This is a genomic window from Variovorax sp. Varisp53 (genome assembly GCF_059491555.1).
Genome location: NZ_CP168512.1, coordinates 286,309 through 311,709, shown reverse-complemented (window position 1 = coordinate 311,709; position 25,401 = coordinate 286,309). Strand labels below are relative to the sequence as shown.

The 25,401-nt window shown below is 68.0% G+C and carries 26 protein-coding genes and 2 pseudogenes; 12 read left to right on the top strand and 16 right to left on the bottom strand.

Translation table 11 applies throughout. From position 1 onward, the window contains the following. Positions 1-2: 2 nt before the first annotated feature. Positions 3-1,133, bottom strand: coding sequence for a Re/Si-specific NAD(P)(+) transhydrogenase subunit alpha (locus tag ACEOAB_RS01400; protein ID WP_413749275.1), 1,131 nt, complete (start codon positions 1,131-1,133; stop codon positions 3-5). 439 nt (positions 1,134-1,572) lie between these two features. Between ACEOAB_RS01400 and ACEOAB_RS01395 the strand changes: the two genes are divergently transcribed. The 3 genes from ACEOAB_RS01395 to ACEOAB_RS01385 all read left to right on the top strand — a co-directional run bounded on the left by ACEOAB_RS01395 (position 1,573) and on the right by ACEOAB_RS01385 (position 3,328). Continuing rightward, complete coding sequence (locus ACEOAB_RS01395; RefSeq protein ID WP_413749274.1) at positions 1,573-2,286, top strand: response regulator transcription factor; 714 nt, start codon at positions 1,573-1,575, stop codon at positions 2,284-2,286. Positions 2,287-2,385: 99 nt separating this feature from the next. After that, positions 2,386-2,820 carry a DUF4019 domain-containing protein gene (locus ACEOAB_RS01390; RefSeq protein WP_495653389.1) on the top strand — a complete coding sequence of 145 codons (435 nt, stop codon included), beginning with the start codon at positions 2,386-2,388 and terminating at the stop codon, positions 2,818-2,820. A gap of 16 nt (positions 2,821-2,836) precedes the next feature. Continuing rightward, entirely contained in the window at positions 2,837-3,328 is a 492-nt protein-coding gene (locus tag ACEOAB_RS01385; RefSeq protein WP_413749272.1) for an NUDIX hydrolase, read from the top strand. A 1-nt stretch (position 3,329) separates the two neighbouring features. Here ACEOAB_RS01385 and mnmA read toward each other — a convergent pair whose 3' ends face one another. Then, entirely contained in the window at positions 3,330-4,436 is a 1,107-nt protein-coding gene (gene mnmA, locus ACEOAB_RS01380; RefSeq protein ID WP_413749271.1) for a tRNA 2-thiouridine(34) synthase MnmA, read from the bottom strand. Positions 4,437-4,622: 186 nt separating this feature from the next. Here mnmA and ACEOAB_RS01375 point away from each other — a divergent pair, with 186 nt between their 5' ends. Then, positions 4,623-6,353, top strand: a complete 1,731-nt coding sequence (locus ACEOAB_RS01375; protein ID WP_413749270.1) for a long-chain-fatty-acid--CoA ligase — start codon at positions 4,623-4,625, stop codon at positions 6,351-6,353. Positions 6,354-6,366: 13 nt separating this feature from the next. Here the strand turns inward: ACEOAB_RS01375 and ACEOAB_RS01370 are convergent, their stop codons facing one another. Next, positions 6,367-7,359, bottom strand: a complete 993-nt coding sequence (locus ACEOAB_RS01370; RefSeq protein ID WP_413749269.1) for an LLM class flavin-dependent oxidoreductase — start codon at positions 7,357-7,359, stop codon at positions 6,367-6,369. Between the two features lie 72 nt (positions 7,360-7,431). Further along, positions 7,432-8,037, bottom strand: a complete 606-nt coding sequence (locus tag ACEOAB_RS01365) for a DUF6891 domain-containing protein (protein ID WP_330910867.1) — start codon at positions 8,035-8,037, stop codon at positions 7,432-7,434. A 218-nt stretch (positions 8,038-8,255) separates the two neighbouring features. Between ACEOAB_RS01365 and ACEOAB_RS01360 the strand changes: the two genes are divergently transcribed. Beyond that, a complete protein-coding gene (locus ACEOAB_RS01360) occupies positions 8,256-8,978 on the top strand; it encodes a hypothetical protein (RefSeq protein ID WP_330910868.1) in 723 nt (240 codons plus the stop codon). Between the two features lie 80 nt (positions 8,979-9,058). Here the strand turns inward: ACEOAB_RS01360 and ACEOAB_RS01355 are convergent, their stop codons facing one another. Then, the gene (locus tag ACEOAB_RS01355) at positions 9,059-9,439 is read right to left on the bottom strand and encodes a hypothetical protein (protein WP_056588556.1); all 381 of its coding nucleotides are present in this window, start codon (positions 9,437-9,439) and stop codon (positions 9,059-9,061) included. Positions 9,440-9,699: 260 nt separating this feature from the next. Between ACEOAB_RS01355 and ACEOAB_RS01350 the strand changes: the two genes are divergently transcribed. Beyond that, entirely contained in the window at positions 9,700-10,179 is a 480-nt protein-coding gene (locus ACEOAB_RS01350) for a DUF6314 family protein (RefSeq protein WP_495653388.1), read from the top strand. Between the two features lie 10 nt (positions 10,180-10,189). On the opposite strand, the gene ACEOAB_RS01345 is transcribed toward ACEOAB_RS01350, so the two are convergent. The 6 genes and pseudogenes from ACEOAB_RS01345 to ACEOAB_RS01320 form a co-directional block, all read right to left on the bottom strand. After that, positions 10,190-10,783 carry a biotin transporter BioY gene (locus ACEOAB_RS01345; RefSeq protein WP_413751365.1) on the bottom strand — a complete coding sequence of 198 codons (594 nt, stop codon included), beginning with the start codon at positions 10,781-10,783 and terminating at the stop codon, positions 10,190-10,192. Positions 10,784-10,814: 31 nt separating this feature from the next. Next, the gene (locus ACEOAB_RS01340) at positions 10,815-11,408 is read right to left on the bottom strand and encodes an energy-coupling factor transporter transmembrane component T family protein (protein ID WP_413751366.1); all 594 of its coding nucleotides are present in this window, start codon (positions 11,406-11,408) and stop codon (positions 10,815-10,817) included. After that, complete coding sequence (locus tag ACEOAB_RS01335; protein WP_495653387.1) at positions 11,401-12,147, bottom strand: energy-coupling factor ABC transporter ATP-binding protein; 747 nt, start codon at positions 12,145-12,147, stop codon at positions 11,401-11,403. The genes ACEOAB_RS01340 and ACEOAB_RS01335 overlap by 8 nt, the downstream gene beginning before the upstream one ends. A gap of 42 nt (positions 12,148-12,189) precedes the next feature. Then, positions 12,190-12,459, bottom strand: coding sequence for a hypothetical protein (locus ACEOAB_RS01330; protein ID WP_495653386.1), 270 nt, complete (start codon positions 12,457-12,459; stop codon positions 12,190-12,192). A 130-nt stretch (positions 12,460-12,589) separates the two neighbouring features. Continuing rightward, positions 12,590-13,006 (bottom strand): annotated as a pseudogene (locus ACEOAB_RS01325) (isocitrate lyase/phosphoenolpyruvate mutase family protein); the annotation flags it as partial. A 96-nt stretch (positions 13,007-13,102) separates the two neighbouring features. Then, positions 13,103-14,811, bottom strand: a pseudogene (locus ACEOAB_RS01320) (M14 family zinc carboxypeptidase). Between the two features lie 108 nt (positions 14,812-14,919). On the opposite strand from ACEOAB_RS01320, the gene ACEOAB_RS01315 reads away from it, so the two are divergent. From ACEOAB_RS01315 to ACEOAB_RS01290, 6 genes are all read left to right on the top strand, one after another. Further along, complete coding sequence (locus tag ACEOAB_RS01315) at positions 14,920-15,633, top strand: YebC/PmpR family DNA-binding transcriptional regulator (protein WP_413750260.1); 714 nt, start codon at positions 14,920-14,922, stop codon at positions 15,631-15,633. 14 nt (positions 15,634-15,647) lie between these two features. After that, complete coding sequence (locus ACEOAB_RS01310; RefSeq protein ID WP_413750259.1) at positions 15,648-16,046, top strand: GFA family protein; 399 nt, start codon at positions 15,648-15,650, stop codon at positions 16,044-16,046. 136 nt (positions 16,047-16,182) lie between these two features. Further along, on the top strand, positions 16,183-16,881 hold the full coding sequence (locus ACEOAB_RS01305; protein ID WP_413750258.1) for an HAD-IA family hydrolase: 699 nt from the start codon (positions 16,183-16,185) through the stop codon (positions 16,879-16,881). Positions 16,882-16,883: 2 nt separating this feature from the next. Then, the gene (locus tag ACEOAB_RS01300) at positions 16,884-18,632 is read left to right on the top strand and encodes a dihydroxy-acid dehydratase (RefSeq protein ID WP_413750257.1); all 1,749 of its coding nucleotides are present in this window, start codon (positions 16,884-16,886) and stop codon (positions 18,630-18,632) included. 22 nt (positions 18,633-18,654) lie between these two features. Further along, positions 18,655-19,581 (top strand): 2-hydroxyacid dehydrogenase, encoded by a 927-nt coding sequence (locus ACEOAB_RS01295; protein ID WP_413750256.1) that lies wholly within the window; start codon positions 18,655-18,657, stop codon positions 19,579-19,581. 165 nt (positions 19,582-19,746) lie between these two features. Beyond that, complete coding sequence (locus tag ACEOAB_RS01290) at positions 19,747-20,418, top strand: haloacid dehalogenase type II (RefSeq protein WP_056588526.1); 672 nt, start codon at positions 19,747-19,749, stop codon at positions 20,416-20,418. Positions 20,419-20,457: 39 nt separating this feature from the next. Here the strand turns inward: ACEOAB_RS01290 and ACEOAB_RS01285 are convergent, their stop codons facing one another. The 5 genes from ACEOAB_RS01285 to ACEOAB_RS01265 all read right to left on the bottom strand — a co-directional run bounded on the left by ACEOAB_RS01285 (position 20,458) and on the right by ACEOAB_RS01265 (position 25,389). After that, on the bottom strand, positions 20,458-21,612 hold the full coding sequence (locus ACEOAB_RS01285) for an NAD(P)/FAD-dependent oxidoreductase (protein ID WP_495653385.1): 1,155 nt from the start codon (positions 21,610-21,612) through the stop codon (positions 20,458-20,460). Then, the gene (locus ACEOAB_RS01280; protein WP_495653384.1) at positions 21,609-23,009 is read right to left on the bottom strand and encodes an FAD/NAD(P)-dependent oxidoreductase; all 1,401 of its coding nucleotides are present in this window, start codon (positions 23,007-23,009) and stop codon (positions 21,609-21,611) included. The genes ACEOAB_RS01285 and ACEOAB_RS01280 overlap by 4 nt, the downstream gene beginning before the upstream one ends. Before the next feature lie 5 nt (positions 23,010-23,014). Continuing rightward, positions 23,015-23,395, bottom strand: a complete 381-nt coding sequence (locus tag ACEOAB_RS01275) for a (2Fe-2S)-binding protein (protein WP_495653383.1) — start codon at positions 23,393-23,395, stop codon at positions 23,015-23,017. A gap of 19 nt (positions 23,396-23,414) precedes the next feature. After that, complete coding sequence (locus tag ACEOAB_RS01270) at positions 23,415-23,909, bottom strand: Lrp/AsnC family transcriptional regulator (protein WP_007828485.1); 495 nt, start codon at positions 23,907-23,909, stop codon at positions 23,415-23,417. A 76-nt stretch (positions 23,910-23,985) separates the two neighbouring features. Continuing rightward, a complete protein-coding gene (locus tag ACEOAB_RS01265) occupies positions 23,986-25,389 on the bottom strand; it encodes an aspartate aminotransferase family protein (RefSeq protein WP_413751152.1) in 1,404 nt (467 codons plus the stop codon). Positions 25,390-25,401 lie beyond the last annotated feature (12 nt).

The following is a 25,401-nucleotide window of genomic DNA, read 5'->3' as shown; positions in this document are numbered from 1 at the left end:
GCTTACTTCTTCGTGACCTGGCCGTCCTGCGTGACGCGGCAGGCGGCGACGATGTCGTCCTCGAGGTCGATCTTCAGCGCACCTTCCTTGGTGACGATGAGCTTGAGGAAGTCGAGCACGTTGCGCGCATAGAGCGCCGAGGCATCGGCCGCCACCAGCGCCGCGAGGTTGGTCTCGCCGACGATGGTCACGCCGTGCTTGATCACGGTCTTGTCGGCTTCGGACAGCGGGCAGTTGCCGCCGATGCCATCGGGGCCCTTGCCGGCGGCGATGTCGACGATCACCGAACCGGGCTTCATGGCCTTGACCATGTCCTCGGTGATCAGCGTGGGCGCGGCACGGCCGGGAATGAGTGCGGTGCTGATGACGATGTCGGCCAGCGCCACGCGCTTGGCGACTTCGACCTGCTGGCGTGCGAGCCAGCTCGCGGGCATGGGCTTGGCGTAGCCGCCGACGCCGACGGCGGCTTCCTTTTCTTCATCGGTGTCGTACGAGACCTCGATGAACTTGCCGCCCAGCGATTCGATCTGCTCCTTCACGCTGGGACGCACGTCGGAGGCTTCGATGACGGCGCCCAGGCGCTTGGCCGTGGCAATGGCCTGCAGGCCCGCCACGCCGACGCCGAGGATGACGACGCGCGCGGCCTTCACGGTGCCGGCGGCGGTCATGAGCATCGGGAAGAAGCGCTGGTATTTGTCGGCCGCGATCATCACGGCCTTGTAGCCGGCGATGTTGGCCTGCGAGCTGAGCACGTCCATGCTCTGGGCGCGCGTGGTGCGCGGCGCGGCTTCGAGCGCGAAACCGGTGACACCGGCAGAGGCCAGGCGCTGCAGGCCGGCGGCATCGAAGGGGTTGAGCATGCCGATGACGACGGCGCCGGACTTCAGCAGCGCGGTCTCGGCATCGGTGGGCGTGCGCACCTTGAGCACCATGTCGGCGGCGAACGCGGCGTTCATGTTGGTGATCTCGGCACCGGCGGCCTGGTAGGCGGCATCGGTGACGCTGGCGGCAACGCCAGCCCCCGACTGCACCCGTACGGTGTGCCCTGAGGCCACCAGTTTCTTCACCGTTTCGGGTGTAACAGCCACGCGGGTTTCGCCAGCCAGTGTCTCGGCAGGCACGCCTATCAGCATAGAGATCTCCTCAGAGCAAGGGGCAAACGGAACGCGGGCAGAGCTTACAGCAAGATTACAAGCGTTCGCTGTCGCAAAAACGCTCTGTGGTTTTCGCCCCAAAGTGCCGATGAACGTTGTCGCCGCTGCTATTCATTCAATAGCGAATTCGGGTATTCGATAGCGCGTTCGAGGGAGGTGACGCGCGTCTATCTCCAACTGACCAGGAAAATCAAGGCTGTTTGTCCAGCAAAAAATTGTTAACAGTCATTAATGAGATTCACAATCAAATTCACCATTTGCATCCAATTGCTGCCAAATTTATTAACAATTAATCTGGAAAACGCGATTTGCGTGCATTAGTTGCGGCCTTTGAACTTTACGTTAGTCGCAGATGGATACACTCCGACCCCAAATCGTCAGCTCACCGAGACTGACGAAGGAGGAAGAAGGGGATGGAATGCGAATTGCAGTACTCGACGACGGTGTAGATCAACCCAAGCGGATCAATCAAACCATGACGGCACTCGAGCACGAGTGCCATTCCTATACGGAAGGAAAGGCGCTGTTGCAGGCGATGCGCCGGCAAACCTTCGACCTGCTGATACTCGACTGGAATCTGCCCGACATGAAGGGCCCCGACGTCGTGAAGTCCATCCGCCGCGAACTCAATAGCCGGCTTCCCATTCTTTTCGTGACCGACAGGCACGACGAGGGAGATTTGGTCGAAGGCCTCAATGCGGGCGCGGACGACTTCATGGTCAAGCCCGCCCGCGCCGGTGAACTCGAAGCTCGCGTGAATGCGCTGCTGCGCCGCTCCTACCCGGCCCAGCACGAGGCCGAGCTGGTCTTCGGCCCCTACCACTTCTATCCGCCCTCGCGCCTCCTGAAGGTTCGTGGGGTGCAGGTCGAGTTGAAGAACCGGGAGTACGAACTCGCGCTGTTCCTGTTCCAGAACCTCGGGCGGCTGCTCTCGCGCGAGCACCTGCACGAGGCCGTCTGGGGCCTTGGCATCGAGGCGCTGTCGCGATCGCTCGACACCCACATCTCGCGCCTGCGCACCAAGCTCGACCTGCGCCCCGCAAACGGTTTCCTGCTGCTGGCCATCTACGGCCTGGGGTACAGGCTGGAAACGATCGAGGCCGATGCGCTGCCGGGGATCGGCGTGCGCTGAGCCGGGAATCTCCGGCACGCTACAGTCTCGAACGGTTTCCACCGTTGCGGACCCAGCCTTGCAGGACTGGCTGTGCGCCCACCAGAAGGCTTGAGACGAATGAACCCGATGATCCGATTGCTGCTCGCAGCCACGTTGCTCTGGAGCTGGTTCGGCCCGGCCGCCGCACAGGAGGTCGAAGCCAGCGACATGGTGCGAGGCGGCATGCAGGTGATCCAGATGATCGACCAGGGCAAGGCCGGCGAACTGTGGGACGGCGCCACCCCCGCCGCCCGCAAGCGCGTGACGCGCACCGACTTCACCACCCAGATCGCCAGGAGCCGCGCCCCGATCGGAGCACCGCAGATGCGCATCTGGGTGTCGGTCAGCCGCCAGATCGTGGCCGACGCCGACGGCGATACGGCCGGCCAGTACGTCAGCGTCGAATACGAGACCCGCTTCGCGAACAAGCCCGACAGCACGTTGCGCGAACTCGTGAGCTTTCACCTCGACAGCGATCGTGTCTGGCGCTTCAGCGGCTACGCGCTGAAATAAGAAGAAGGCCGAAAACATGGCAGCAGGCCCGCGCTGGAAACCCAACGTCACCGTGGCCGCGGTGATCGAGCGCGACGGGCGCTTCCTGCTGGTCGAGGAGCAGACTGCCGATGGCCTGCGGCTCAACACGCCCGCGGGGCACCTCGACCCCGGCGAATCCCCGGCCGAGGGCTGCGTGCGCGAAACCCTCGAAGAAACCGCCCATCATTTCACGCCAACGGCGCTCATCGGCATCTATATGGCGCGCTCGCGGCCGGCGGCCGAGAGGGGCGAAGACACCACCTACATGCGCTTCGCCTTCGCAGGCACCCTGGGCGCGTTCGAAGAAGGCCGCCCGCTCGATGAAGGCATCGTGCGCACCGTTTGGATGACGGCGGATGAAATCCGCGCCAGTGTGGCGCGGCACCGCAGCCCGCTGCTGCTGCAGTGCATCGAAGACCATCTGGCGGGCAAGCGCCACCCGCTGGACGTGGTCCACGTCGACGAATCGGTGCGCTCGGCGCCCTGAGTCAGACGATGACGCCGCCGCCAAGGCAGCGTTCGCCGTCGTAGAGCACGGCCGACTGCCCCGGCGTGACGGCCCATTGCGGTTCGCCGAAGCGCAGGGCGAACGCGACGCCGGAGTCTCCCCCGGTATCCATCTCGCAGGCCGCATCGGCCTGCCGGTAGCGCGCCTTCGAGCCATAGCCGCGCGGTGCCGGCGCCTCGCCGGAGACCCAGCTCGCATCGTCCGCCTTCAGCGCCGACGACAGCAGCCACGGATGGTCGTGCCCCTGCACCACCCACAGCGTGTTCTTCTCGACATCCTTGCGCGCCACGAACCACGGCGAATAGTCGCCCGAGCCGCGCTGTGCGCCCCTCTCCTTCACGCCGCCGATGCCCAGCCCCTGCCGCTGCCCCAGCGTGTAGAAGCTCAGCCCCTGGTGCTCGCCCAGCTTGCGGCCGCGGTCGTCCTTGATGGGGCCGGGCTCCTTGGAGATGTAGCGGTTGAGGAACTCGCGGAACGGCCGTTCGCCGATGAAGCAGATGCCGGTCGAGTCCTTCTTCTTCGCGTTGGGCAGGCCGATCTCTTCCGCGATGCGGCGCACCTCGGTCTTGTGCAGTTCGCCGACCGGGAACAGCGTCTTCGACAGCTGCGCCTGGTTCAGGCGGTGCAGGAAGTAGCTCTGGTCCTTCGACGGATCGAGCCCCTTGAGCAGTTCGTGCTTGCCTGTGGCCTCGTTCAGGCGCACGCGCGCATAGTGCCCGGTCGCGATCTTCTCGGCGCCCAGGCGCATGGCATGGTCGAGGAAGGCCTTGAACTTGATCTCGGCGTTGCACAGCACGTCGGGGTTCGGCGTACGGCCGGCCTTGTATTCGCGCAGGAACTCGGCGAACACGCGGTCCTTGTAGTCGGCGGCGAAGTTGACGTGCTCGATCTCGATGCCCAGCACGTCGGCCACGCTGGCGGCGTCCACGAAGTCGATGTTCGACGAGCAGTATTCGCTGTCGTCGTCGTCTTCCCAGTTCTTCATGAAGATGCCGACCACCTCATGCCCCTGCTGCTTGAGCAGGTGCGCCGTCACAGCGGAGTCCACTCCGCCGCTCAGTCCCACAACGATCCGATGCTTTGCCATAAGCCCCCTATTGTCCCAGCCCCGTGGAAGGGGCTTCCGGCGTGTGGGAAATCGGGAAAACCCGTGTCGCCGGTTTGTCAGCCCACGGGCCATCGACGGGAGGGCCGGCGCTAAAGTGATTCCGGACGAAGGCGGCAGCAAGACCCGCCACGCCATTCACGACAACAGCAAGCGGAGACAAGACGCATGGCCACACCTTCCACCGCCTCGAATTCCGGCGACACCCTCCCCTGGACGCGCGCCTACCCCGCGGGCATGCGCTGGGACGCCGAGCTGCCCGTGAAGCCGGTGCAGCAGATGCTCGACGAGGCCGTCGAGCGCTGGCCCGAGCGCTCCGCCGTCGAGTTCATGGGCCAGGTCATCACCTACCGCGAACTCGGCGCCGCCGTCGAGCGCGCGGCCAAGGGCCTGCAGGACCTGGGCGTGAAGCCCGGCGTGCACGTCGGCCTCTACCTGCCGAACACGCCGCACTACCCGATCGCCTTCTTTGCCGTGCTGAAGGCCGGCGGCACGGTGGTGAACTATTCGCCGCTGGACGCCGAGCGCGTGCTGGCCCACAAGATCGAGGACAGCCGCACCGACATCCTCATCACGCTCGACCTCGTCAACCTCTACCCGCAGATGGCGCGCCTGCTCGACAACTCGCGCCTGAAGACGCTGGTGGTCGGCAGCCTCGGCGACTACGGCGCCATGGGCGACAAGGTGCAGGCCCAGTTGCAGGGCGCAGGCCAGATCGCCTCCGTGCCCGTGGACGACCGCCACGTGCGCTTCACCGAGCTGCTGAAAAGCGAGGGCGCGCACAAGACCTACCCGCTGGGCGACCTCGCCGAAGAGATCGTGGTGCTCCAGTACACCGGCGGCACCACCGGCCTGCCCAAGGGCGCGATGCTCACGCACGCCAACCTCACGTCGGCCTCGGCGCAGTATTACGAGTCGACAAAGGGCGATCCGCCCATCCTGGCCGAGGGCACCGAGCGCTTCCTGGTGGTGCTGCCGCTCTTCCACATCTTCGCGCTTAGCGCCGCGATGCTGCTCGGCGTGCGCCTGGGCGCGGCGCTGGTGCTGCACACGCGCTTCGATGTCGACGCGGTGATGAACGAGCTCGCCGCCAGCCGGATCAGCGTGTTCCCCGGCGTGCCGACGATGTACACCGCCATCCTCTCGCACCCCAAGGCGAAGGAGATGGACCTGCGCTCGCTCAAGTTCTGCGGCTCCGGCGGGGCGCCGCTGCCGGTGGAAGTGGAGCAGCGCTTCTTCGAGCTCACCGGCTGCCACCTCAACGAGGGCTGGGGCATGACCGAGACCTCGCCCGTGGGCACCTTCACGCCCGCACGCGGCCTGCGCAAGGCAGGCTCGTGCGGCATGCCGCTGCCTCAGGTGCGCATCAAGCTCGTGAGCCTGGACGATCCGTCGAAGGACGTCACCACCTTCGGCGAGGCTGGCGAGCTCTGCATCAAGGGCCCGAACGTGATGAAGGGCTACTGGAACAACCCCAGGGCCACGGCCGAATCGATGACGGCCGACGGCTACTTCCGCAGCGGCGACGTCGCGAAGATGGACTCCGACGGCTACCTCTACATCGTCGACCGCACCAAGGACATGCTGCTGTGCGGCGGCTACAACGTCTATCCGCGTGTACTGGAAGAGGCGGTATACGAGCACCCCTCGGTGGCCGAGGTCTGCGTGATCGGCATCCCCGACGAGTACCGCGGCCAGTCGCCCAAGGCCTTCGTGAAGCTGAAGGAAGGCGCGCCCGAACTGACGCTCGATGCGCTCAAGGCCTTCCTGAAGGACCGCCTCGGCAAGCACGAGATGATCGGCGCGCTGGAGATCCGCGCCGAGCTGCCCAAGACGCCGGTGGGCAAGCTCTCGAAGAAGGATCTCGTCGACGAGGAAGCCCGCAAGCGGGCTGTGTAGCAGCCGCGGCTGCTTACCGCTTCTTCTGTCCGAATGCTTCGGCCAGCAGCTCGTAGGAGCGCAGCCGGGCCGCGTGGTCGAACACCTGCGAGGTGATCATGAGTTCGTCGGCACCGGTGCGCGCCACGAATGCCTCGACGCCCTTCTTCACCGTGTCGACCGAACCCACCGCGGAGCACGACAGCACGGAGTCGAGCAATGCGTTCTCCGCCGGCCCGACCTTCTGGCGGTAGTTTTCCACCGGCGGCGGCAAGCGCCCCGGCCGGCCGCTGCGCAGGTTCACGAAAGCCTGCTGCCACGAGGTGGCGCGGAACTCCGCTTCGGCATCGGTGTCCGCCGCGAACACGTTGAAGCCCAGCATCACGTACGGCTTCTGCAGCTGCGCCGACGGCTTGAAGGTCTCGCGGTAGATCTGGATGGCCTGCATGATCTGCTGCGGCGCGAAGTGCGAGGCGAAGGCATAGGGCAGGCCCAGGTGCGCCGCGAGCTGCGCGCCGAAGGTGCTCGAACCGAGAATCCATACCGGCACTTCGAGCCCCGCTCCGGGCACGGCACGCACCGGCTGCTGCGGCGCCTTCGACATGAAGTCCATCAGCTCGATCACGTCCTGCGGAAACTGGTCCGCGTCCGATTCGAGGTTGCGCCGCAAGGCCCGCGCGGTGCGCTGGTCGGAGCCCGGTGCGCGCCCGAGGCCGAGGTCGATGCGCCCCGGGTACAGCGACTCCAGCGTGCCGAACTGCTCTGCAATCACGAGCGGCGAATGGTTCGGCAGCATCACGCCGCCGGCGCCGATGCGGATGGTCGATGTGCCTGCCCCCACGTACGACAGCAGCACCGCAGTGGCCGCGCTCGCGATGCCCGGCATGCCGTGGTGCTCGGCCAGCCAGTAGCGCGTGTAGCCCAGCTTCTCGCCATGCTGCGCCAGCGAGAGCGAGTTGCGGAACGACTGCGCGGCGTCGCTGCCTTCGGTGATCGGGGAAAGGTCGAGGATCGATAACGGAATCATGGCGCGATCATGGCGTGAACCGCCAAAGCCGTCGCGCGAGGGGCTATTCGGTTGGGTATGGCGTCATCACGCTCACGCGCCGGGGCTCCGCTTGCGCCATTGGCCGAGGTCGGCTTCGATGCGCTCGTCGACGTTGCCGCTCCAATGCGCGCCAAAGCCGGCCGCGCGCAGCAGCTCCACGATGCGGTAGCCCACCACCACGGTGTTGGCTTCGCGCTGTTCGATCTCGGGGATCATGCCGCCGCTGAAGGCCAGGCGCAGGCGGCCGGTGCGCACCGCGGTGTCGAGGTCCTGCGAGTGATAGAAGCAGCAGCCGCGAATGCCCGAAGCCAGCCGCCCCGCGGCGCGCCACTGCTCGCGCACATCGTCGTGGCCGTCGGCCAGCGTGTTGCCCGCGCGATGCAGCGCAATGATCTTCTCGCCGCGCAGCTGCGCGAAAACCGCTTCGAGCCGGTCGTATTCGGTCTGCGCGGGCCACCCGGATTCGGCCGCGCGCTTGGCGGCGCAGGCGCGTGCGGCCTCGGCCTTCACCCAGGCGCGGTCCTCGGCGGAGAGCTCGTCCGGATCAAGGTACTCGTCGGTGATCATCCATTCGATGTCGGCATCGGGATGGAAGCCGCTCCACACGAGATCGTGGATGCGTCCGCGTGTGTCTTCAGGATCGAGAGTGAGGGCCATGCGTGTTGGGTTGCCGCATCGGCGGCGACGAATCGTGCTTTCTTGTTTGTCTGCTGGCGGGAGCGGTTTATTTTCGCCCACCGCATCAGGACGGCGCAGTAATGCGAAAGCATGAGCCCCTGCGGCCACCCCTTCCGCGCCGCGCCATCATGAAGGATGCGCCAGGACAAGGCAATGCAACGCGGCCCCCTGCGGCTGGCTATGCTCGGCGGCTCTTCATGCCGCAGCGCCATCCTTCCATCGACCTGATCGCCCACCCTCGCGTGGCCGGGCTGCCGCCCTTCGACGAGCACGTGCCCACCGAATGGTGCTCCGACGCGCCGCAGGCCACCGAGCGCATGCAGAAGCCGTTCTCCGACTGGATCGCATGGCTGGTCGCGCTGGCGGTGCTGGCTTTCATGGCCGTGTTCGGCTTCCAGGCCATCACGTGGTCGCTGCGCGGCGGCTGGCAATGGCTCTGGCTGCTGGTGGGGCTGCCGTTCTTCGGCATCTTCTCGGTGTCGACGGTGATGTTCCTCGTGACCACGCCGCGCGAGCGCCGCCGCGTGCGCGTGGCACTCGAAAACATGTCGCTTGAACGCGGCGAAGGCTTCCGCGCGGACATGCCGCTGGACCAGCGCCTGCGCGCGACGGTGCCGCCCGCACGGGACGGCGAACGCACCGCGGCGCCGGAGCGCATCGGCGTGCGCCTGATGCAGCGCGCGATCCGCCACGACCACGACGGCCACGCCGTGCTGGTGGACGAGTGCCGCGACGAAACGGTGGCGCATTGCGAAGCCGCCGACGATGCGCACGGCAGCCGGCGGGTCTATGCGTGGACGCTGCGCGCGGGCCCGGCGCACGAAGGCGCGGCGCAATGGTTCGTCACGCTGCACGACGCGGCGCTGCCCGGCGGCCCGCCCTTCCTCGTGGCGGCGCTGCGGGAACTGCCTTCGGCTTGAGTCGGCCAAAAAAAAACCGGGCCATGCAAACGCATGGCCCGGTTTCTGTCTTTCGCCTGGCAGCAGGCTGTCGCGGCGGATTACAGCGGCAGGCTGTCGCCGCGGGCCGCAGCGCGGGCGGCGGCACGCACCGCGGCGCGGTCCACCGTGCTGGCCAAGACCGGTGCCGCAACGGCGGAAGCGCCTTCGGCATACGGATCGGCACTGTGCGCGGCGGCCACGGCATCGGCGCGAACGGCGGCGCGGCTGACGGTCGAGACGATCACGCGGGCCGGGCCGGCATCGGCGCCGGTGGCGTAGGGGTTGGCGCTGTGGGCAGCAACCACGGCCTGGCCGGCGACGTCGGCGCGGCTGGCGGCCGAGGTCAGCTGGTGCACGCCTTCGTACGACTCAGCGTGAGCGGCGCCGGCAGCGGCCAGCAGGGCGATGGAGATAGCGGAGAGGAGCTTCGAGGCGGTCATTTGGATGTCCTTCAATTCGTTTCAGTTCTTTTGCACTTGGATGATTTCGAACCGGTCTTGGGTGGGTCACCGTCCCTTCGGGGGGCGGCCACCTCGCTCGGGGGCCCTGTTCACCCAGATCGGCTTGGGGGCCGGTCTGTGAGATGAATTGTGCGCCGTTATCTAAGTAAAAACCCTTAGCAAACAGAACCACGGCGTTCACATGTTGGAAACAATCTCCCGTTTCCGGAGGAGATCGCGGCTTGCCGTAGAGTCTTTGCATGCGCGAGCCCGCCGCCCCTCTTCCACCCCTCCCGCCCCTGTCGGCCTGGGGCACTGCGGACACCGTCTTCGACAGGCTGGCAGGCGCGTGGGACCTGGAGCGGACCATCGAGGGCCAGGCCTCCATGAGCGGCGTCGCGGTGTTCACGCCGCTCGAGACGGGAATGCTGAAGTACCGCGAAGAGGGCCGGATCCGGCTGGCCGACGGCAAGGAGTTCGACGGGCACCGCGAATACTTCTTCGAGCGCATTCCCGGGGGATTCGCGGTGCACTTTGCCGAGAGCCCGCCGCGCCTGTTCCATGCCGTCGGCATCGTGTGCGACGGCGATGTGCTCGCGGGGTCGGCCACTCACCTGTGCACACCCGACACCTACGACAGCGGCTACCGCTTTCTGCCGGACGGCTCCTTCACGATCCGCCACGCGGTGCGCGGCCCGCGCAAGGACTACCTCTCGGCCACCATATTCAAGCGGCCCTAGATCGATCAGGTCAGTCGCGGTCGAGCCGCCAGCCCGGCATGCCGCGCATCACGGTCTGCACGAGCATCGCGCAGAGGCCGCACTTGATCAGGTCGCCGGGAATGAAGACCAGCATGGCCAGCGCCGCTTTCGGCAGCGGCATGTGGGCCACCGACGACAGCCCGACGATGCCGAAGGCATAGATCACGAAGATGCCGCCGACCACCGACGACAGGAAGGCCGCCGCCAGCAGGGGCAGGCCCGTGGCGCCGGCCATGCGGCGCACCGCAAGGCGCATCAGCAGGCCGCAGGCGAAGGCGCCGAACATCCAGCCGAACAGGAAGCCCGACGTCGGCCCCACGAACACGCTCAGGCCGCCTCGGCCGCCAGGCAGCAGCGGCAGGCCCAGCGCCACCGCGAGCAGGAACAGCGCGATGGCCAGGAAGCCGCGGCGCGGCCCCAGCAGGCAGCCCGCCAGCATCACGCCCAGCGACTGCAGCGTGATCGGCACGCCGAACGGCAGGTCGATCTTCGGGATCAGGCCGAACACCGCCATCAGCGCCGCGAACAGAGCGATGTACGACAGCGAGCGGGACGAAGTGAGGGAGCCTGTGGTGGTGGTCATGGCGATTGCTTTCGAAGAATAGGACCGGAGTTCAGCGCCCGAGCCGAGCGGCCAGCGCATCGGCCACGCGCTCCGCCGTCTGCAGCGTGCGGATGGTCAGCGGCGCCAGCAGCCGCAGGCCGCCGCCGTGGCCTGCGCGCGCGCGGTAGGCATCGTCGAGGCGCTGCCACTGCACGTAGAAATTCTCGGCGAAGCGCAGCATCAGGCCAAGGCCGAGCGCGATCCGCTCGGTCGGCACACCGAAGCGCTGCAACGGGTGCAGCACGGCCTCGAGCACCGCCAGCAGGTCTTCGAAGCGCGTGGTCAGCGTGAGCATCAGCGCCAGCGTGGCCGCGCTGGCAAGGCGCAGCGCGCTGGCCACGCCGAGCGGGGTCGTGCCCATCGCCCAGTGGAAGCCGACGATCATCCCGCCGGCGATCGCCACGCCGAGCAGCATGCGCACGCGGCGCCACGCGGGCGGTCCGAGCGAGCCGAAGATCAGCAGCACCACCGCACATGCGACGGCCAGGTGCACCGGCCGTTCGACCAGCACCAGCAGCGTGCCGCACACCGACAGCAGCGCGAGCTTGACCCACGCCGCGATCGCATGCATCCACGTCGGCTGCTCCGAGTACAGGCTACGCACGGCGGCCCCGCTCCGACGCGGCGCGCTCGCGCACGTTCTCGGCATAGGCCTCGCACACCTCGCGGCCCGGCCCGTCGGCGCGCACTCTGCCCTGTTCGAGCCACAGCACGCGCTCGAAGTCGTAGACGTGTTCGAGCAGGTGCGTGGACACGAGGATCTGGTGATCGCTGGCGTCGAGCTGCGCGGCCAGCCGCGCCTGGCTCAGCAGGTCGAGGCTGGCGAAGGGCTCGTCGAGCAGCAGCGTGGCGGGCTCGCTGATCTGCAAGGCCAGCAGGCACACCTGCTGGCGCTGCCCCTGGCTCAGCTCGCCCACGGCGCGAGCGGCCCAGGCCTCGAGCCCGCGCCGCGCAAGAAATTCGCGCGCCTGCTGCCGCGCGGCCTGCCGCGTTTCGCCGCGCGCGGTGAGGCTGAAGGCCAGCTCCTCGGCCACGGTCGGAAAGATGATCTGGTCGTCGGGGTTCTGGAACATCAGCCCCACGTGCTTCGACAGCTGCCTGCGGTCGGCCTGCGTGTCGCAGCCATGCACGACCACCCGGCCCTGCTGCGGCTGGTCGAGCCCGCTGATCAGACGAAACAGGCTGCTCTTGCCCGCCCCGTTGTCGCCGATCAGGCCGATGCGCGCCTCCTGCAGGTGGAGCGTCAGCCCCTCGAAGACATGCTGGCTGCCGCGCACCAGCGTCACCGCTTCGAGGCGGATGCTGTGCGGGGAATCGGGTTCGGGCGGGGTCGGCTGCGGCAAGGGGCGCCCACTGTACCCGAACGCGCCCTTGCGGCGCCGGGCTCAGGGCGTGGCGACGAAGAGCCCGTTGATCTCGCCGACCGACAGCATGCCCTCGCCCATCGCGCCGAAGCGGCCATGCTCGAAGGCCTCCCTGGCGATGCGGCCGACCAGCCCCAGCGCCGACTGCAGCGGGCCGCAGCCGAGGCTGATGCGCCGCGCGCCGGCACGCGCAAAGCCCTCGGCCGGCGGCGCACCGGCATAGCCCGCGTACACGTTCACAGGCAGGCTCACCGCACCGGCCATGCCGGCGATCTCTTCGAGGCTGGACATGCCTGGCACGAAGATGCCGTCGGCACCCGCCGCCGCGCGCGGCTCTACGCGGCGGCGGGTCGTCCCAGGGCACGAAGTAGGCGTCGGTGCGCGCGTTGATGAAGAAGCGTGCATCCAGCTTGCGGATGGCGGCGATGCGCTCGCACAACACCTCCGGCGACGCCAGCTCGCGCGTGCCCGGCCGCGTGCCGTCCTCGATGTTGATGCCGGCCGCGCCCATGTCGATCAGCGCGCCCGCCACGCCGCACACCGCCTGCGCGCTGTCGCCGAAGCCGCTTTCGATGTCGACGCTCACCGGCACGCCCGCCACGCGGCAGATGCGCGCACAGGCCGCGAGCAACTCGCTGGCCGGCATGCGCTCGCCGTCCGCGTAGCCGAGCGACCAGGCCATGCCCGCGCTGGTGGTGCCGATGGCCGTGGCCCCGGCGCGCTCGACGATGCGGGCGCTGGCGGCGTCCCAGGCGTTCACCAGCACCAATGGGTCGGGCCCGGCGTGCAGGCGATGAAAGATGTCGGCTTGCTGCCGTGACGATTCGGAGGAATGCATGTGCGATGGCCCGAAGGCGTTGTGGAATGACTGCAGCATAAGGACGCCCCGCTTCCAGGACTTGGAAAAACTTGCTCCTGTCGCGCTCTGTGCCGCTCAGGAAGCCATCAACGCCACCACCGGATAGCGCCGCCACCCGGGCTCCGCATGGCGCTGTCCGTGGGCGAAGAGAAAACCCAGTACCGCTTGCGGATCGGACAGCTTGTCGGGGTGATCGGCCTTCCATTGCTCGAACTGCCGCTTCAGCGCGGGTTCTTCCTCCAGCATCCGAAGCGCGGTGTCCTCGAAGACGTAGGCCGAGAAGTTCTCCTTCTTCTCCAGCACGCTGTTGAAGAAGCCCCAGCGGAAGAAGCTGTCGTGGGCTTCGGGCTCCAGCGTCTCGACCACGTAGCGGGCATTGGCCTGGTCCAGCGGTACCCACACGTCGCCCGCATGCGCCTGGAAGGCCTCGGAGTGCGCTGCGAGCACCACCTCGTCATGGAACATGTGCCCTTCGTAGGCGTTCGCACGGGAGGCCACGCTCTGGATGCGATACACGCGCGCCGCATCGAACAGCCGGTCCGCTTCGAGACGCTGCAACTCGACGCCATTCCACGCCAGCCGCTCGATCACTTCGCGCCAGGCCCGGGGCACGAGATAGGCCTTGGGCGCGGTGACGGACGCGACTTCGACGCAGCGGTCGAAGTGCACGATGTCCTTCTCCCAAGGCTGGCCGCGGTCGTAGGCCAGGCGCTCATAAGTACCCAGTTGGCTGGGCGTGCGAACCGCGCGATAGCCCTTGAAGCGCAGGCTCGCCGGCCGGCTGCGGTCGTTGTGCCATACCAGCGGCCAGCGCGCCTGTTGCGCCGCGGCGGCCCGGCCTCGCGGCGCAGTTCCTGAATGCGCGCCGCATGCCCCACGGTGAACTCCAGCACCACCTCGACCAGCGTCCGCATGGCAGCCACGCGGTCGGCAAAGGGCTTGAGCATGTGGGTCTCGGGCATGAAGCCGATGGTGTGGTGCAGCGCGGCATAGCCGGTGGAAAAGCGTGGCAGGTCGAGGAAATCCTCGATGCCGTCGTCCGGCGTCTCGGCCAGCAGGTTCACGTACGGGCAGGTTGGCCAGCCGCGCCGGTCCATGCCGCCGTAGATCGCCGGCAGCATGCTCTCGCGCAGGAACTGTCCCAGCCCGCCGCCCAGCTTGTCTGGCTGGGTCGGGATCAGCGTCATGGTGTAGCTGTAGTCCGCGCCGTTGGAGGTGTGGGTGTCGACCATCACGTCCGGGTCCCACGCGGTGAAGAACTTGTTGAACACCTGCGCGGCGAGGCTGTCGCACTTGATGAAATCGCGGTTCAGGTCGAGATGCCGGCCGTTGCCGCGGAAACCGAACGACTCGGGGCCGAGCTGGTTCACGCGCGAGGTGTCCTGGCGGTTGATGCAGCCGTCCACGTTGTAGACCGGGATGAAGAGGAACACCGTCTTGCCCAGCGCGGCCAGCCTCTCAGGCTGCGTGCAGAAGTCGCGCACCAGCGCCATGCAGGTGTCGATGCCCTCGGGCTCGCCGGGGTGGATGCCGTTGTTGTTGAAGAACACGGGGCGGCCCTGCCGCTTGAGCGTTTCGCGGTCGAACACGCCGTCGGCCGTGACCACGCCCGCATGGAGCGGAGCGCCGGTGTCCGAAGTGCCGATCTCGCCCCAGTGCAGCACGCCGGGGAAATCCCTGGCCAGCTGCTCGTAGAAGGCGATGCATTCCGCCCAGGTGGTGGTCTGGTTGCCGTTGCCTGACTCGAACGGCGTGGAGTACGGTGTGGCTCGTGAAGAGGTCATGGGAAGAAGGCTACAGTAGTCGCCCCGATCCGGTCATCCAGCCCTTCTTTCTGCAAAGAGCCAAGAGCCTGCCAGACACGGCCGCAACACACATTCAAGGAAACAGACATGGGCGCTCAATGGAAAGCAAAGCACAAGGATCTGGCAGCCAACGCCAAGGGCCGGCTGTTCAGCAAGCTCGTCAAGGAAATCCTGGTGGCCGCGCGCAGCGGTGCCGACCCGGCCTCCAACGCGCGCCTGCGGCTGGTGGTGGAGCAGGCCCGCAAGGTCTCGATGCCCAAGGACACGCTCGACCGCGCCATCAAGAAAGGCGCGGGCCTCACGGGCGAGTCCGTTCACTATGAGCACGTCATCTACGAAGGCTTCGCGCCGCACCGCGTGCCGGTGATGGTCGAGTGCCTGACCGACAACGTGAACCGCACCGCGCCTGAAATGCGCGTGCTGTTCCGCAAGGGCCAGCTGGGCACCTCGGGCTCCGTGTCGTGGGACTTCGACCACGTCGGCATGATCGAAGCCGAACCCGCCAGGCCCGACGCCGACCCCGAAGTGGCCGCCATCGAAGCCGGCGCGCAAGACTTCGAACCGGCCGGCGAGGACCACCCCGCCGTCTTCCTCACCGACCCCACCGATCTGGACCTCGTGAGCCGCGCCCTGCCCGCGCAAGGCTTCACCGTGCTGTCGGCCAAGCTGGGCTACAAGCCCAAGAACCCGATCGATCCGGCGAGCCTGAGCGCCGAGGCGCTGGAAGAAGTCGAAACCTTCCTCGCGGCCATCGACGCGAACGACGACGTGCAGAACGTGTTCGTGGGCCTGGCGGGTTGAACTCCCGGCCGCGCATGCTCGCCGGCAGATGCCTGTGCGGCGCGGTCCACTACGCGGTGGCGGATGAATTTGCCTACGCGCTGAACTGCCACTGCTCCGATTGCCGGCGCGCGACCGGCTCGGCCTTCAAGCCCTTCGCGGGCATCGAGCGCGGCAAGTTCGCCATCACGCAGGGCGAGGACGGCATCACGATCTACGGCAAGCCTGACGCGGGCGACCTGCACTGCGCGAAGTGCGGCTCGCTGCTGTGCTCGGTCGTGCGCGACGGGCAGTTCGTGCACGTCACGCTGGGCACGCTGGTCGACACGCCCACCGTCCGGCCGAGCGCGCACATCTTCGTCGGCTCGAAGGCGCCGTGGTTCACGATCACGGACGACCTGCCGCAACACAAGGGCCACGCCGGCGGGAACTGAACCGCCCGCGCAAGAAGATGCCGGCCCGGCGCCGACAACGACATCCTGTGCCGTAGCGCGGCCCCAGTTCGGGCCTGCGCAGGCAGGGAGCGCTCCTATGCTCGATGAACTCTCTCTTCATCCCTGGAGCTTTCCCATGTCACTGCAAGATTTCAAGGTCCTCACCTTCGACGTCGTCGGCACGCTGATCGACTTCGAGGGCGGCATGCTCGCCTACCTGCGTAGCGCGGCGCCCGATGCCGATGTGAGCGATGACGACTTCCTCGCCGCCTACCGGCGAGCCCGCGCCGATGGCAGCGCCGGCTGGTACCCCGACGACCTCGAGCGCTGCTGGCACGCCATCGCCCCCGCGCTGGGCCTGCCCGACACGGAGGCCATTGCGAAGGGCCTGCGCGACTCGGTTGCCGAGTGGCCCGCGTTCCCCGATTCGGTGGAAGCGCTGAAGCGGCTCGGCAAGCGCTTCAAGCTGGTGACGATGACCAATGCGCAGGCCTGGGCGCTGGCGCATTTCGACAAGACCCTGGGCTCGCCCTTCGACATGCTGCTGAGCTGCGACGATGCACTGTGCGAGAAGCCCGACGCGCGCTACTTCGCCTACGCCCGCGGCCGCTTCGAAGGCGCGTGGGGGTTCAAGCAGGCCGACAACCTGCACGTGGCGCAAAGCCAGTACCACGACATCGGCATCGCGAAGCAGCTCGGCATCGCCACCTGCTGGATCGAGCGCCGCCACGCGCAGAAGGGCTCCGGCGGCACCATCGAGTCGAAGCACACCGTGCCCAACCATCACTTCCATACGCTGGCCGAACTGGCCGATGCGGTCGAGGCGGGGCGCTGAGCATGGACGAAAACGAAGGCGCGCAACTGCGCAGCGCCCGGTGGTTCCGCAAGAACGACCTCCCCGGCTTCATCCACCGGTCGACGCTCGCAATGGACGGCTGGACGCGGGACGACCTCATGCAGCGGCCGGTGGTCGGCATCCTGAACACCTGGTCCGATCTCAACCCGTGCAACCTCAGCCTGCGCACGCTCGCGGTGAAGGTGCGGGAAGGCATCCTGGAAGCGGGCGGCATTCCGCTCGAGGTTCCGATGATGTCGATCAGCGAGAACCTGATCAAGCCGACTTCCTTTCCCTTCCGCAACCTGCTGGCCATGGAGGCCGAGGAAACCATCCGCGCCTATCCGCTCGATGCCGTGGTGCTGCTGAGCGGTTGCGACAAGACGCAGCCCGGCCTCCTGATGGGCGCTGCGAGCGCCAATGTGCCCGCGATCGTTCTCAACAGCGGGCCGGCCACGCCGCGGTCGATGGCCGGCGGCGAGCTGGCGACCGCGAACGGGGTATGGAAATTCGTCGACCAGATGCGCGCGGGTGCCGTGCCCGACAAGGCGTTCGAGACCTTCGAGCGCAACGTCATGGGCTCGCCGGGTCACTGCGCCGAGATGGGAACCGCCTCGTCCATGTCGATCGTCACCGAGGCGCTGGGACTGGCGCTTTCCGGCTCGAGCCTGGTGCCGTCCACCGACGCGCGCCGCGGCCAGTTCGCCAAGCAGGTGGGCCGCCGCGCCGTCGACCTGGCGCGCTCGGGCGGACCGACACCCAAGGACATCCTGGACCACCGCGCGTTCGACAACGCCATCAGCCTGCTGTGTGCGATCGGCGGCTCGACCAACGTCGTCATCCATCTGCTGGCGCTGGCGGGGCGCGTGGGAGTGCCGCTGCAACTCGACCGCTTCGACGAGATCGCCCGCAGGGTTCCGTTGATCACCAACGTCCAGCCCGCCGGCAAGCACCTGACCGAACGGCTGATGATGGCCGGCGGCGTGCCCGGCCTCTTCAAGGAACTGTTGCCGCTGCTTCATCTGGATGCGCGCACGATCGAAGGCCGAACGATCGGTGAGATCGCGGACGCCGCCGAGATCACCGACGACGACGTCATCCGGCCGCGCCACCGGCCCGTTCGGCCGGGCGAGAGCCTGATCGTCGTCAAGGGCAGCCTGGCGCCCGACGGCGCGGTCATCAAGTCGGCCGCGGCCGATCCTGCACTGTTCCAGCACAAGGGACGCGCGGTCGTGTTCGAGGATGTGCAGTCCCTGGCGGACACGATCGACGACCCGGCGCTCGGGATTGACGAGAACAGCATCCTCGTGCTTCGCAATGTCGGCCCCAAGGGCGCGGCCATGCCCGAATGGGGCATGCTGCCCATTCCGCGCCGCCTGATGGAGCGCGGCATCCGCGACATGGTCCGGATATCGGATGCGCGCATGAGCGGTACGGCCTACGGCACGGCCATCCTGCACGTCTCGCCGGAAGCGGCGGTCGGTGGCCCTCTGGCCCTGGTGCAGACCGGCGACATGATCGAGCTGGACGTCGCCCGGCGCCGCCTCGACCTGCTGGTCAGCAATGAAGAGATGCACAAGCGCCGCGCCGCATGGGCCGCGCGCGAAGAGGTGCATGTGCGCGGCTATCGCAAGCTCTACAACAACCATGTCGAGCAGGCGCACAAGGGCTGCGACTTCGACTTCCTGCTCGGCGCCAGCACCGACAACCTGCCCGAAGGCCTCTTCGACGGCTGGGTCGGCGGCTGGTGACTCGCATGGAACGGAGAAAGCCATGAGCGTGCTCTACCGGTCCGACGCCGCGCGCGCAGCGGCCTGGGCGAGCTTCTTCAAGGACAACGCGCCCGACATCGACTTCCGTACCTGGCCCGATGCCGGCGATCTCGAAGAGATCGAATACCTGGTGTCCTGGGCCGCGCCCGCCGGGTTCATCGCATCGCTGCCGAACCTGAAGGTGCTGTTCTCCTCGGGCGCAGGCATCGACCATATCGACCTGCCGTCCGTTCCCGAGCACGTACAGATCGTGCGCATGGTAGAGCCGGGCATCGTGGACGGCATGGTCGAGTACGTGACGCTGACGGTCCTCGCACTGCACCGCGACTTCTTCGACTATGTCGCGATGCAGCCTTCGGGCACCTGGAATCCGCTCGAGGTGCCGCCCGCCTCGAGCCGCACGATCGGCGTCATGGGACTCGGGGTGCTGGGTCAGGCCGTGCTGCAGCGGCTCTCGGCCTTCGGCTTTCGCCTGCGCGGCTGGAACCGCTCGCAAAAGAACATCGCGGGCGTCGCCTGCCATGCGGGCGAGCACACGCTCGATGAATTCCTCGGCCAGTGCGACGTCCTTGTCTGCCTGCTGCCGCTCACCGATGCAACGCGCGGAATCCTCGACGCGCGGCTCTTCGCCGCCCTGCCTCGCGGCGCGAGCGTCATCAATGTCGGCAGGGGTGGGCATCTCGACCAGGCGGCGCTGCTGTCAGCGCTCGACAGCGGCCATCTGTCGCGCGCCATCGTCGACGTGACGGACCCCGAACCCTTGCCACCGGAGCATCGCTTCTGGAGCCATCCACGCGTGCTCGTCACGCCGCACGTCGCCAGCATGACCCAGCCCGACACGGCCGCGCCCATCATGCTCGCGAACCTGCGCAGCCATCTGCGCGGCGAAGGACTGCGTGATGTGGTGGACCGCAACCGGGGCTATTGAGGCCGGCGGCGCTTCGCAAGCCGCATGCGGATTTATGCCAAAACCCTGGTGCAAAAAGGCTCAGCGTCCTGATTCGGCGGGGCAAATCGGTACTGAACCCGAGAGCACGCTGCATACCATCGATCCATCCCAATGTCGCGTTTCGAATTCTCAAAAGGAGCTTCCATGACCACTGTCTTCCGGCCCAAGTACATCAGCTTCGATTGCTACGGCACCCTCACTAACTTCCAGATGGCACCGATGGCGCGCAGGCTCTTCGCCGACCGCGTCAGCCCGGAAAACATCGAACAGTTCTGCCAGGACTTCGCGGCCTACCGGCTCGACGAGGTGCTGGGCGACTGGCAGCCCTACTACGACGTCGTCTACAACTCGGTCCTGCGCACCTGCAACCGCTGGGGCGTGCCGTTTCGCGAGGCCGACGTCTCGGAGATCTACAACGCCGTGCCCACCTGGGGCCCGCACCCGGACGTGACGGCGGGCCTGGCCAGGATCGCCGACAAGATCCCGCTGGTGATCATCTCGAACGCCATGGACGCGCAGCTCGTGCACAACGTGAAGCTGCTCGGCGTGCCCTTCCACCGGGTCTATACGGCGCAGCAGGCCAAGGCCTACAAGCCCCGCCTGCGCGCCTTCGAATACATGATCGACTCGTTGAATGCGAAGCCGGAAGACTTCCTGCACGTGTCGTCGTCGATGCGCTACGACCACATGTCGGCGCGCGACGTGGGCATCAAGGACAAGGCTTTCGTCAATCGCAAGCACGAACCCGGTGTTCCAGCCTACGGCACGACCGAGATCTCCGACATCGGTGGCCTGCCGGCGCTGGTCGGTCTCTGAGTCTGGCGCGATCGCCGGTCATGCCGGCGATCGCTTCTTTCAAGCCGCCCGTTTCTGCGAATCCGCCGCAAAGCGCCCGATGGAGAAGCTCTCGATCGGCGTCGACGTGCGGCCGGTGGCGATCAGCTCGGCCATGGTCTCGCCCACGCCGGGGCTGATCGCGAAGCCCTCGCCGCAGAAGCCGAAGGCGTAGTGCAGGCCAGGCACGCGGGCGCTGGGGCCCATCACCGGCTGCCAGTCGGCCATGTAGCCCTCGATGCCGCTCCACACGCGGATCAGCTGCACGTGTTCGAACGCCGGCACCACGCGGCGCAGTTCGCGCATCTGGCGCAGCACGTTGTCGGGCTTGACGTAGGCGCGGATACGGTCGGCGTGCGCCGGCCCCTTGAAGCCGCCGCCGAAGACGATGTTGCCGCGCGAGATCTGGCGGAAGTACATCCCCTCCTGCTCGATCGGCGAGGAGACGCCGATCGACGGACCGATCGCATAGGGCAGCGGCTCGGTCACGCCCATCTGCGGTCCGCGCGCCTCCATCGGCACGGGCTCGCCGAACTGCTCGGCCATGCGGTTCGACCAGGCGCCGCAGGCCACGAGCAGCTGCGGCGCGCGAAAGCGCCGGCCGTCCGCGGTGTGCGCCGCGAAGCCCCCGCCGTCACGCTCGACCTTCATCACCTCGGCATGCTCGACGATATTCGCGCCCGCGCGCCGCGCCGCCCGCGCGAAGGCCGGTCCGGCCAGGCGCGGATTGGCATGGCCGTCGTTCGGCGACAGCGAACCGCTCACCACCTCGGGCGCGAAGATGCCCCAGCGCTTGCGCAGCTGCGCGGCGCTGAAGAGCTCCAGGTCGAGGCCCAGCGGCTTCACGTCTCTCGCGTGCTGCTCGAGCACCGCGGCCTGCTGCTCGGTGTAGCAGACGCGCAGGTGGCCGTAGGGCACGAACTCCAGGTCCTCGCCGAGCAGTTCGTTCACGCGGCCCCAGACGGCGCGCGCGCGGTTGGCCAGCGGCATCTGCGCCAGCACGCGGCCCTGGCGGCGCACGTTGCCGAAGTTGGTGCCGCTGGCCTGGCGGCCGACCAGTTCGCGCTCGAGCAGCGTGACCGACAGGCCGTGCTGGCGGCGCAGGAAGAAGGCGGCGGTGGTGCCCATCAGGCCACCGCCGAGCACCAGCACGTCGGTGTGGGTGGTTTCGCTCATGGACTCACCTCGCGCGTATTCATCATCAATGGCTTGACCGGCGCCTGCGAACGCAGGCGGCCCACCAGCTGCACCGGCACGCCGCTGGCCTGCGCCACGATCTCCGCCGACGCATGGCCGCAGAAGCGGCCCTGGCAGCGCCCCATGCCGACACGGCTGAAGGCCTTGGCGCGATTGACTTCGTGGCTGTCCATCTCGTTGACGCAGCGGCGCAGTTCGCCCGCCGTCACGGCTTCGCAGCGGCACACGACCGCCTCGTCGGGCAATGCTGCGGCCTGCGCATGCGGCCACGGAAAGGCGCGCGCCAGTCCTTCGCGGAAGCGGTTCATCTGCGCCAGCGTGCGGCGCAGCGCGGCGGACTCCGCGTCGTAGAGCGCGCGGCCCGTCGCATGGCCGAGGTCGGCCAGCGCCGCAAGCGCGGCCAGCCGGCCGGCGGCCTCGGCGCCGTCGGCACCGAGGATGCGGACGCCGTCACCAGCCAGGTACACGCCGCGCGTGCTGCTGCGGCCGTCGGCATCGATGCGCGGCAGCCACTGCCGGCTCACGGGTTCGAAGTCGAACTCGCAGCGCGCGAGATCGGCCAGCTGCGTCTCGGCGCGCAGGTGCCAGCCAAGGCCGACGGCATCGCACGCGAAGCGCTGCTCGCGCCCCTGGGCATCGCGCACGGCCACGGCCTGCACGCCGAGGCTGTCGTCGCCATCGATGGCGAGCGGCACCACGCCTTGCAGCACCGGCACACCTGCACTGCGCAGCCCGCGGATCAGAGCGAGCCCGCGCAGCGCCAGCCGCGGCCGCGCGAGCAGCCCGCGCACGGCACTCCAAGACTTGGCGGCCGGCGCGGTATCGAGCACCGCCGCCACCTGCGCGCCGGCCTGCACGTACTGCGACGCCACGAGATACAGCAGCGGGCCACTGCCCATGAAGACCACGCGCGAACCGATGGCGCAGGCCTGCGCCTTCAGCGCGATCTGCGAGGCGCCCAGGCTGTAGCAGCCGGCGCGGTGCCAGCCCGCCACGGGCATCAGGCGGTCGGTCGCGCCGCTGCAGACCAGCAAGGCATCGAACGGCAGCACCTGCGGTTCGCCGGCATGCACGACGTGCAGCGCGCCCTCGCTCACGTTCCAGGCCAGCGTCTCGCCGCGGTAGTCGATGTGGGCGCGCAGTGCATCGAAATCATGGTGCAGCGCCTGTGCCTTCGCGGCTTCGGTGCCGTAGAGCTTGGCATAGGGCCGCTTGAAGCCTTCGGGCTGGCGGCGGTAGATCTGTCCGCCGTCGCGCCGGCCTTCATCCACCACCACGGGCCGCACGCAGGCGCGCACCAGCGCCTGCGCGGCGCGCACGCCCGCGGGGCCGGTGCCGACCACGACGATGCGTGGCGAAGGCGAAGCTGGCGGCATCGCGCTCACCGCACGGCCGCCGCGGCGCCGCGCGCCAGCAGCTGCTGCAGGTCGGGCGTGGCGGGCCAATGAGCCGCGGGCGGCCGCGTGAGCACCGACATCCCCGCCTCGACGGGCGTCGAGCAGGCGCGCAGCCGCTCGCCCGTCGGCGTCCACACCCAGCAATCCTGGCAGGCGCCCATCAGGCAGAAGCCGGCGCGCGGCCCGTCGCCGAACTCGCTGTCGCGCACGCGCCGTCCGTTGCTCAGCAGCGCCACCAGCAGGGTGTCGCCGGCCAGCGCGGTGCGGGCCTCACCATCGATGTGCAGGGTCAACGCGGGCCGGTCGGTCTCCGCGAGCCGCACGAAGCGGGTGGGCAAAGCAGAGGGAGGCTGGGTTTCGGGCATGGACGGATGAAGGCGCCGGTCAGCGCTCGTGGGGAAAAAGCCGTTCGATCGGACAGTGCGTCTTGATGAACGGCGACTTGATGACGATGTAGCTGAAGTACTTCGCGATGCCGATGTTGCGTTCGAGCAGCCCCTCGATCACTTCCTGGTAGTGATTCACGCCGCGCGTGAGGAAGCGCAGCAGGTAGTCGTAGCCGCCGCTGACCAGGTGGCATTCGAGCACCTCGTCGACCTCGCGGATCGCGGCCTCGAAGCGCACGAAGTCCTCGCGGTGGTGGTCCGACAGCGTGACCTCGGTGAACACGGTCAGCGTGTCGCCGAGCTTTTCGAGCCGCAGGTGCGCGCCGTAGCCCGCGATGTAGCCGGCTTGCTCCAGCCGCTTCACGCGGATCAGGCAGGGGCTGGGCGACAACCCGACCGCATCGGCCAGGTCGACGTTGGTCATGCGCCCGTTCTTCTGCAGCTGGGCCAGGATGCGCAGGTCGAGTCGGTCGATCTTGAAAGCTTCTGACATCGCGGTGCCTGGAGAGAAGGAAAGTCTGATTCTGCGTCGCCGCCCGGTCTTGCGGAGCTTTTATGCGCCGGTTTGTTCAGGCCGCCAGTGCGGCGCGCACGTCGGGCGCGTCGAGCACTTCGTCGAGCGTCTTCCTCAGCCGCGCGAACAGCTGCGCGAACTCGTCCTCGGTGACGGTGAGCGCGGGCGCGAAGCCGAGGATGTGATCGCCGAAGGAGCGGAACACCAGGCCGTTGCGGTAGGCGGCGGCGAAGATGCGCTCGGGCAGTCCGAGCGATGCGTCGAAGCCGCGCTTGCTCGCCTTGTCGCTCACCAGTTCCAGTGCGCCCAGCAGGCCGCGGTGGCGGGCATCGCCCACCAGCGGATGGGTACGCAGCGCGTCGAGCCCGGCCGCAAAGTGCGCCGCACCGCGCTGGCCGTTGGCGAGCACGCCGCCCTCTTCGTAGAGCCGCAGCACCTCGAGCGCGACCGCGGCGCTGACCGGGTGCGCCGAATAGGTCGCGCCATGCCCGACCAGGGCGCCTTCGGGCACGCCGTCGGCGATGCCGGCATAGACCTTCTCCGACATCATCGTGGCGCCCATCGGCACGTAGCCGGCGGTCAGGCCCTTGGCCATGGTCATGAGATCGGGCTCCACGCCTTCGGCCTCGCACGCGAACATCGGGCCAGTGCGGCCGAAGCCGGTGATGACCTCGTCCACCACGAAGAGGATGTCGAGCTCGCGCGCAGCCTCGCGCATGGCCTTGAGCCAGCCCTTGGGCGGCACGATGACGCCGCCCGAGCCCTGGATCGGCTCGCAGAAGAACGCGGCCACGTTGTCCGCGCCCAGCTCGGCCACCTTGGCGCGCAGGGCCGCGACCGATGCGGCGATCAATGACTGCGCGTCGGCCCCGTCCGGCTGGCGGTAAGGATTCGGCGAAGGAATGTAGTGCTGCGTGGGCAGCGGCAGGTCGAATCCTCGGTGGAAGGCCGGCAACGCGGTCAGGCCCGCGCCGGTGGACGACGAGCCGTGGTAGCCGCGCTCCAGCGCGATGAAATGCTTCTTCGACGGCCGGCCGGTCGCGTTGTAGTACTGCACGATGAAGCGCACGGCGGCATCGACCGCCTCGGAGCCGCCCAGCGTGAGGTACACGCGGGTCAGCGATGCGGGCGTGATCTGCACCAGCTTTTCGGCAAGGCGGATCGCCGGCTCGCTGCTGAAATGAAAGTAGCCGGTCGCGTAGGGCAGCCGGCGCATCTGCTCGGCCGCGGCCTGCACCACGCTCTCCTGTCCATAGCCCACGTTCACGCACCACAGGCCGGCGAAGGCATCGAGCAGCTCGTGGCCATTGCTGTCGGTCAGCCAGGCGCCGCGGCCCGAGGCCAGCACGGTGGGGCCGCGCTGCTCGTGCACGCGCCAGGGCGAGACGGGGTGGATCAGGTGCGCACGATCGATCGCGTCGAGCGCGGCTTGGTGAGGCAATGCGGTGGGATGCGTCATGGGCTGTGTCCG

Bases quoted from the DNA above. Each gene is read 5' to 3' on its own strand.
- ACEOAB_RS01400 (WP_413749275.1), bottom strand. From the start codon at position 1,133: ATGCTGATAGGCGTGCCTGCCGAGACACTGGCTGGCGAAACCCGCGTG.
- ACEOAB_RS01395 (WP_413749274.1), top strand. From the start codon at position 1,573: ATGCGAATTGCAGTACTCGACGACGGTGTAGATCAACCCAAGCGGATC.
- ACEOAB_RS01390 (WP_495653389.1), top strand. From the start codon at position 2,386: ATGAACCCGATGATCCGATTGCTGCTCGCAGCCACGTTGCTCTGGAGC.
- ACEOAB_RS01385 (WP_413749272.1), top strand. From the start codon at position 2,837: ATGGCAGCAGGCCCGCGCTGGAAACCCAACGTCACCGTGGCCGCGGTG.
- mnmA (WP_413749271.1), bottom strand. From the start codon at position 4,436: ATGGCAAAGCATCGGATCGTTGTGGGACTGAGCGGCGGAGTGGACTCC.
- ACEOAB_RS01375 (WP_413749270.1), top strand. From the start codon at position 4,623: ATGGCCACACCTTCCACCGCCTCGAATTCCGGCGACACCCTCCCCTGG.
- ACEOAB_RS01370 (WP_413749269.1), bottom strand. From the start codon at position 7,359: ATGATTCCGTTATCGATCCTCGACCTTTCCCCGATCACCGAAGGCAGC.
- ACEOAB_RS01365 (WP_330910867.1), bottom strand. From the start codon at position 8,037: ATGGCCCTCACTCTCGATCCTGAAGACACACGCGGACGCATCCACGAT.
- ACEOAB_RS01360 (WP_330910868.1), top strand. From the start codon at position 8,256: ATGCCGCAGCGCCATCCTTCCATCGACCTGATCGCCCACCCTCGCGTG.
- ACEOAB_RS01355 (WP_056588556.1), bottom strand. From the start codon at position 9,439: ATGACCGCCTCGAAGCTCCTCTCCGCTATCTCCATCGCCCTGCTGGCC.
- ACEOAB_RS01350 (WP_495653388.1), top strand. From the start codon at position 9,700: ATGCGCGAGCCCGCCGCCCCTCTTCCACCCCTCCCGCCCCTGTCGGCC.
- ACEOAB_RS01345 (WP_413751365.1), bottom strand. From the start codon at position 10,783: ATGACCACCACCACAGGCTCCCTCACTTCGTCCCGCTCGCTGTCGTAC.
- ACEOAB_RS01330 (WP_495653386.1), bottom strand. From the start codon at position 12,459: ATGTCCAGCCTCGAAGAGATCGCCGGCATGGCCGGTGCGGTGAGCCTG.
- ACEOAB_RS01315 (WP_413750260.1), top strand. From the start codon at position 14,920: ATGGGCGCTCAATGGAAAGCAAAGCACAAGGATCTGGCAGCCAACGCC.
- ACEOAB_RS01310 (WP_413750259.1), top strand. From the start codon at position 15,648: ATGCTCGCCGGCAGATGCCTGTGCGGCGCGGTCCACTACGCGGTGGCG.
- ACEOAB_RS01305 (WP_413750258.1), top strand. From the start codon at position 16,183: ATGTCACTGCAAGATTTCAAGGTCCTCACCTTCGACGTCGTCGGCACG.
- ACEOAB_RS01300 (WP_413750257.1), top strand. From the start codon at position 16,884: ATGGACGAAAACGAAGGCGCGCAACTGCGCAGCGCCCGGTGGTTCCGC.
- ACEOAB_RS01295 (WP_413750256.1), top strand. From the start codon at position 18,655: ATGAGCGTGCTCTACCGGTCCGACGCCGCGCGCGCAGCGGCCTGGGCG.
- ACEOAB_RS01290 (WP_056588526.1), top strand. From the start codon at position 19,747: ATGACCACTGTCTTCCGGCCCAAGTACATCAGCTTCGATTGCTACGGC.
- ACEOAB_RS01285 (WP_495653385.1), bottom strand. From the start codon at position 21,612: ATGAGCGAAACCACCCACACCGACGTGCTGGTGCTCGGCGGTGGCCTG.
- ACEOAB_RS01280 (WP_495653384.1), bottom strand. From the start codon at position 23,009: ATGCCGCCAGCTTCGCCTTCGCCACGCATCGTCGTGGTCGGCACCGGC.
- ACEOAB_RS01275 (WP_495653383.1), bottom strand. From the start codon at position 23,395: ATGCCCGAAACCCAGCCTCCCTCTGCTTTGCCCACCCGCTTCGTGCGG.
- ACEOAB_RS01270 (WP_007828485.1), bottom strand. From the start codon at position 23,909: ATGTCAGAAGCTTTCAAGATCGACCGACTCGACCTGCGCATCCTGGCC.
- ACEOAB_RS01265 (WP_413751152.1), bottom strand. From the start codon at position 25,389: ATGACGCATCCCACCGCATTGCCTCACCAAGCCGCGCTCGACGCGATC.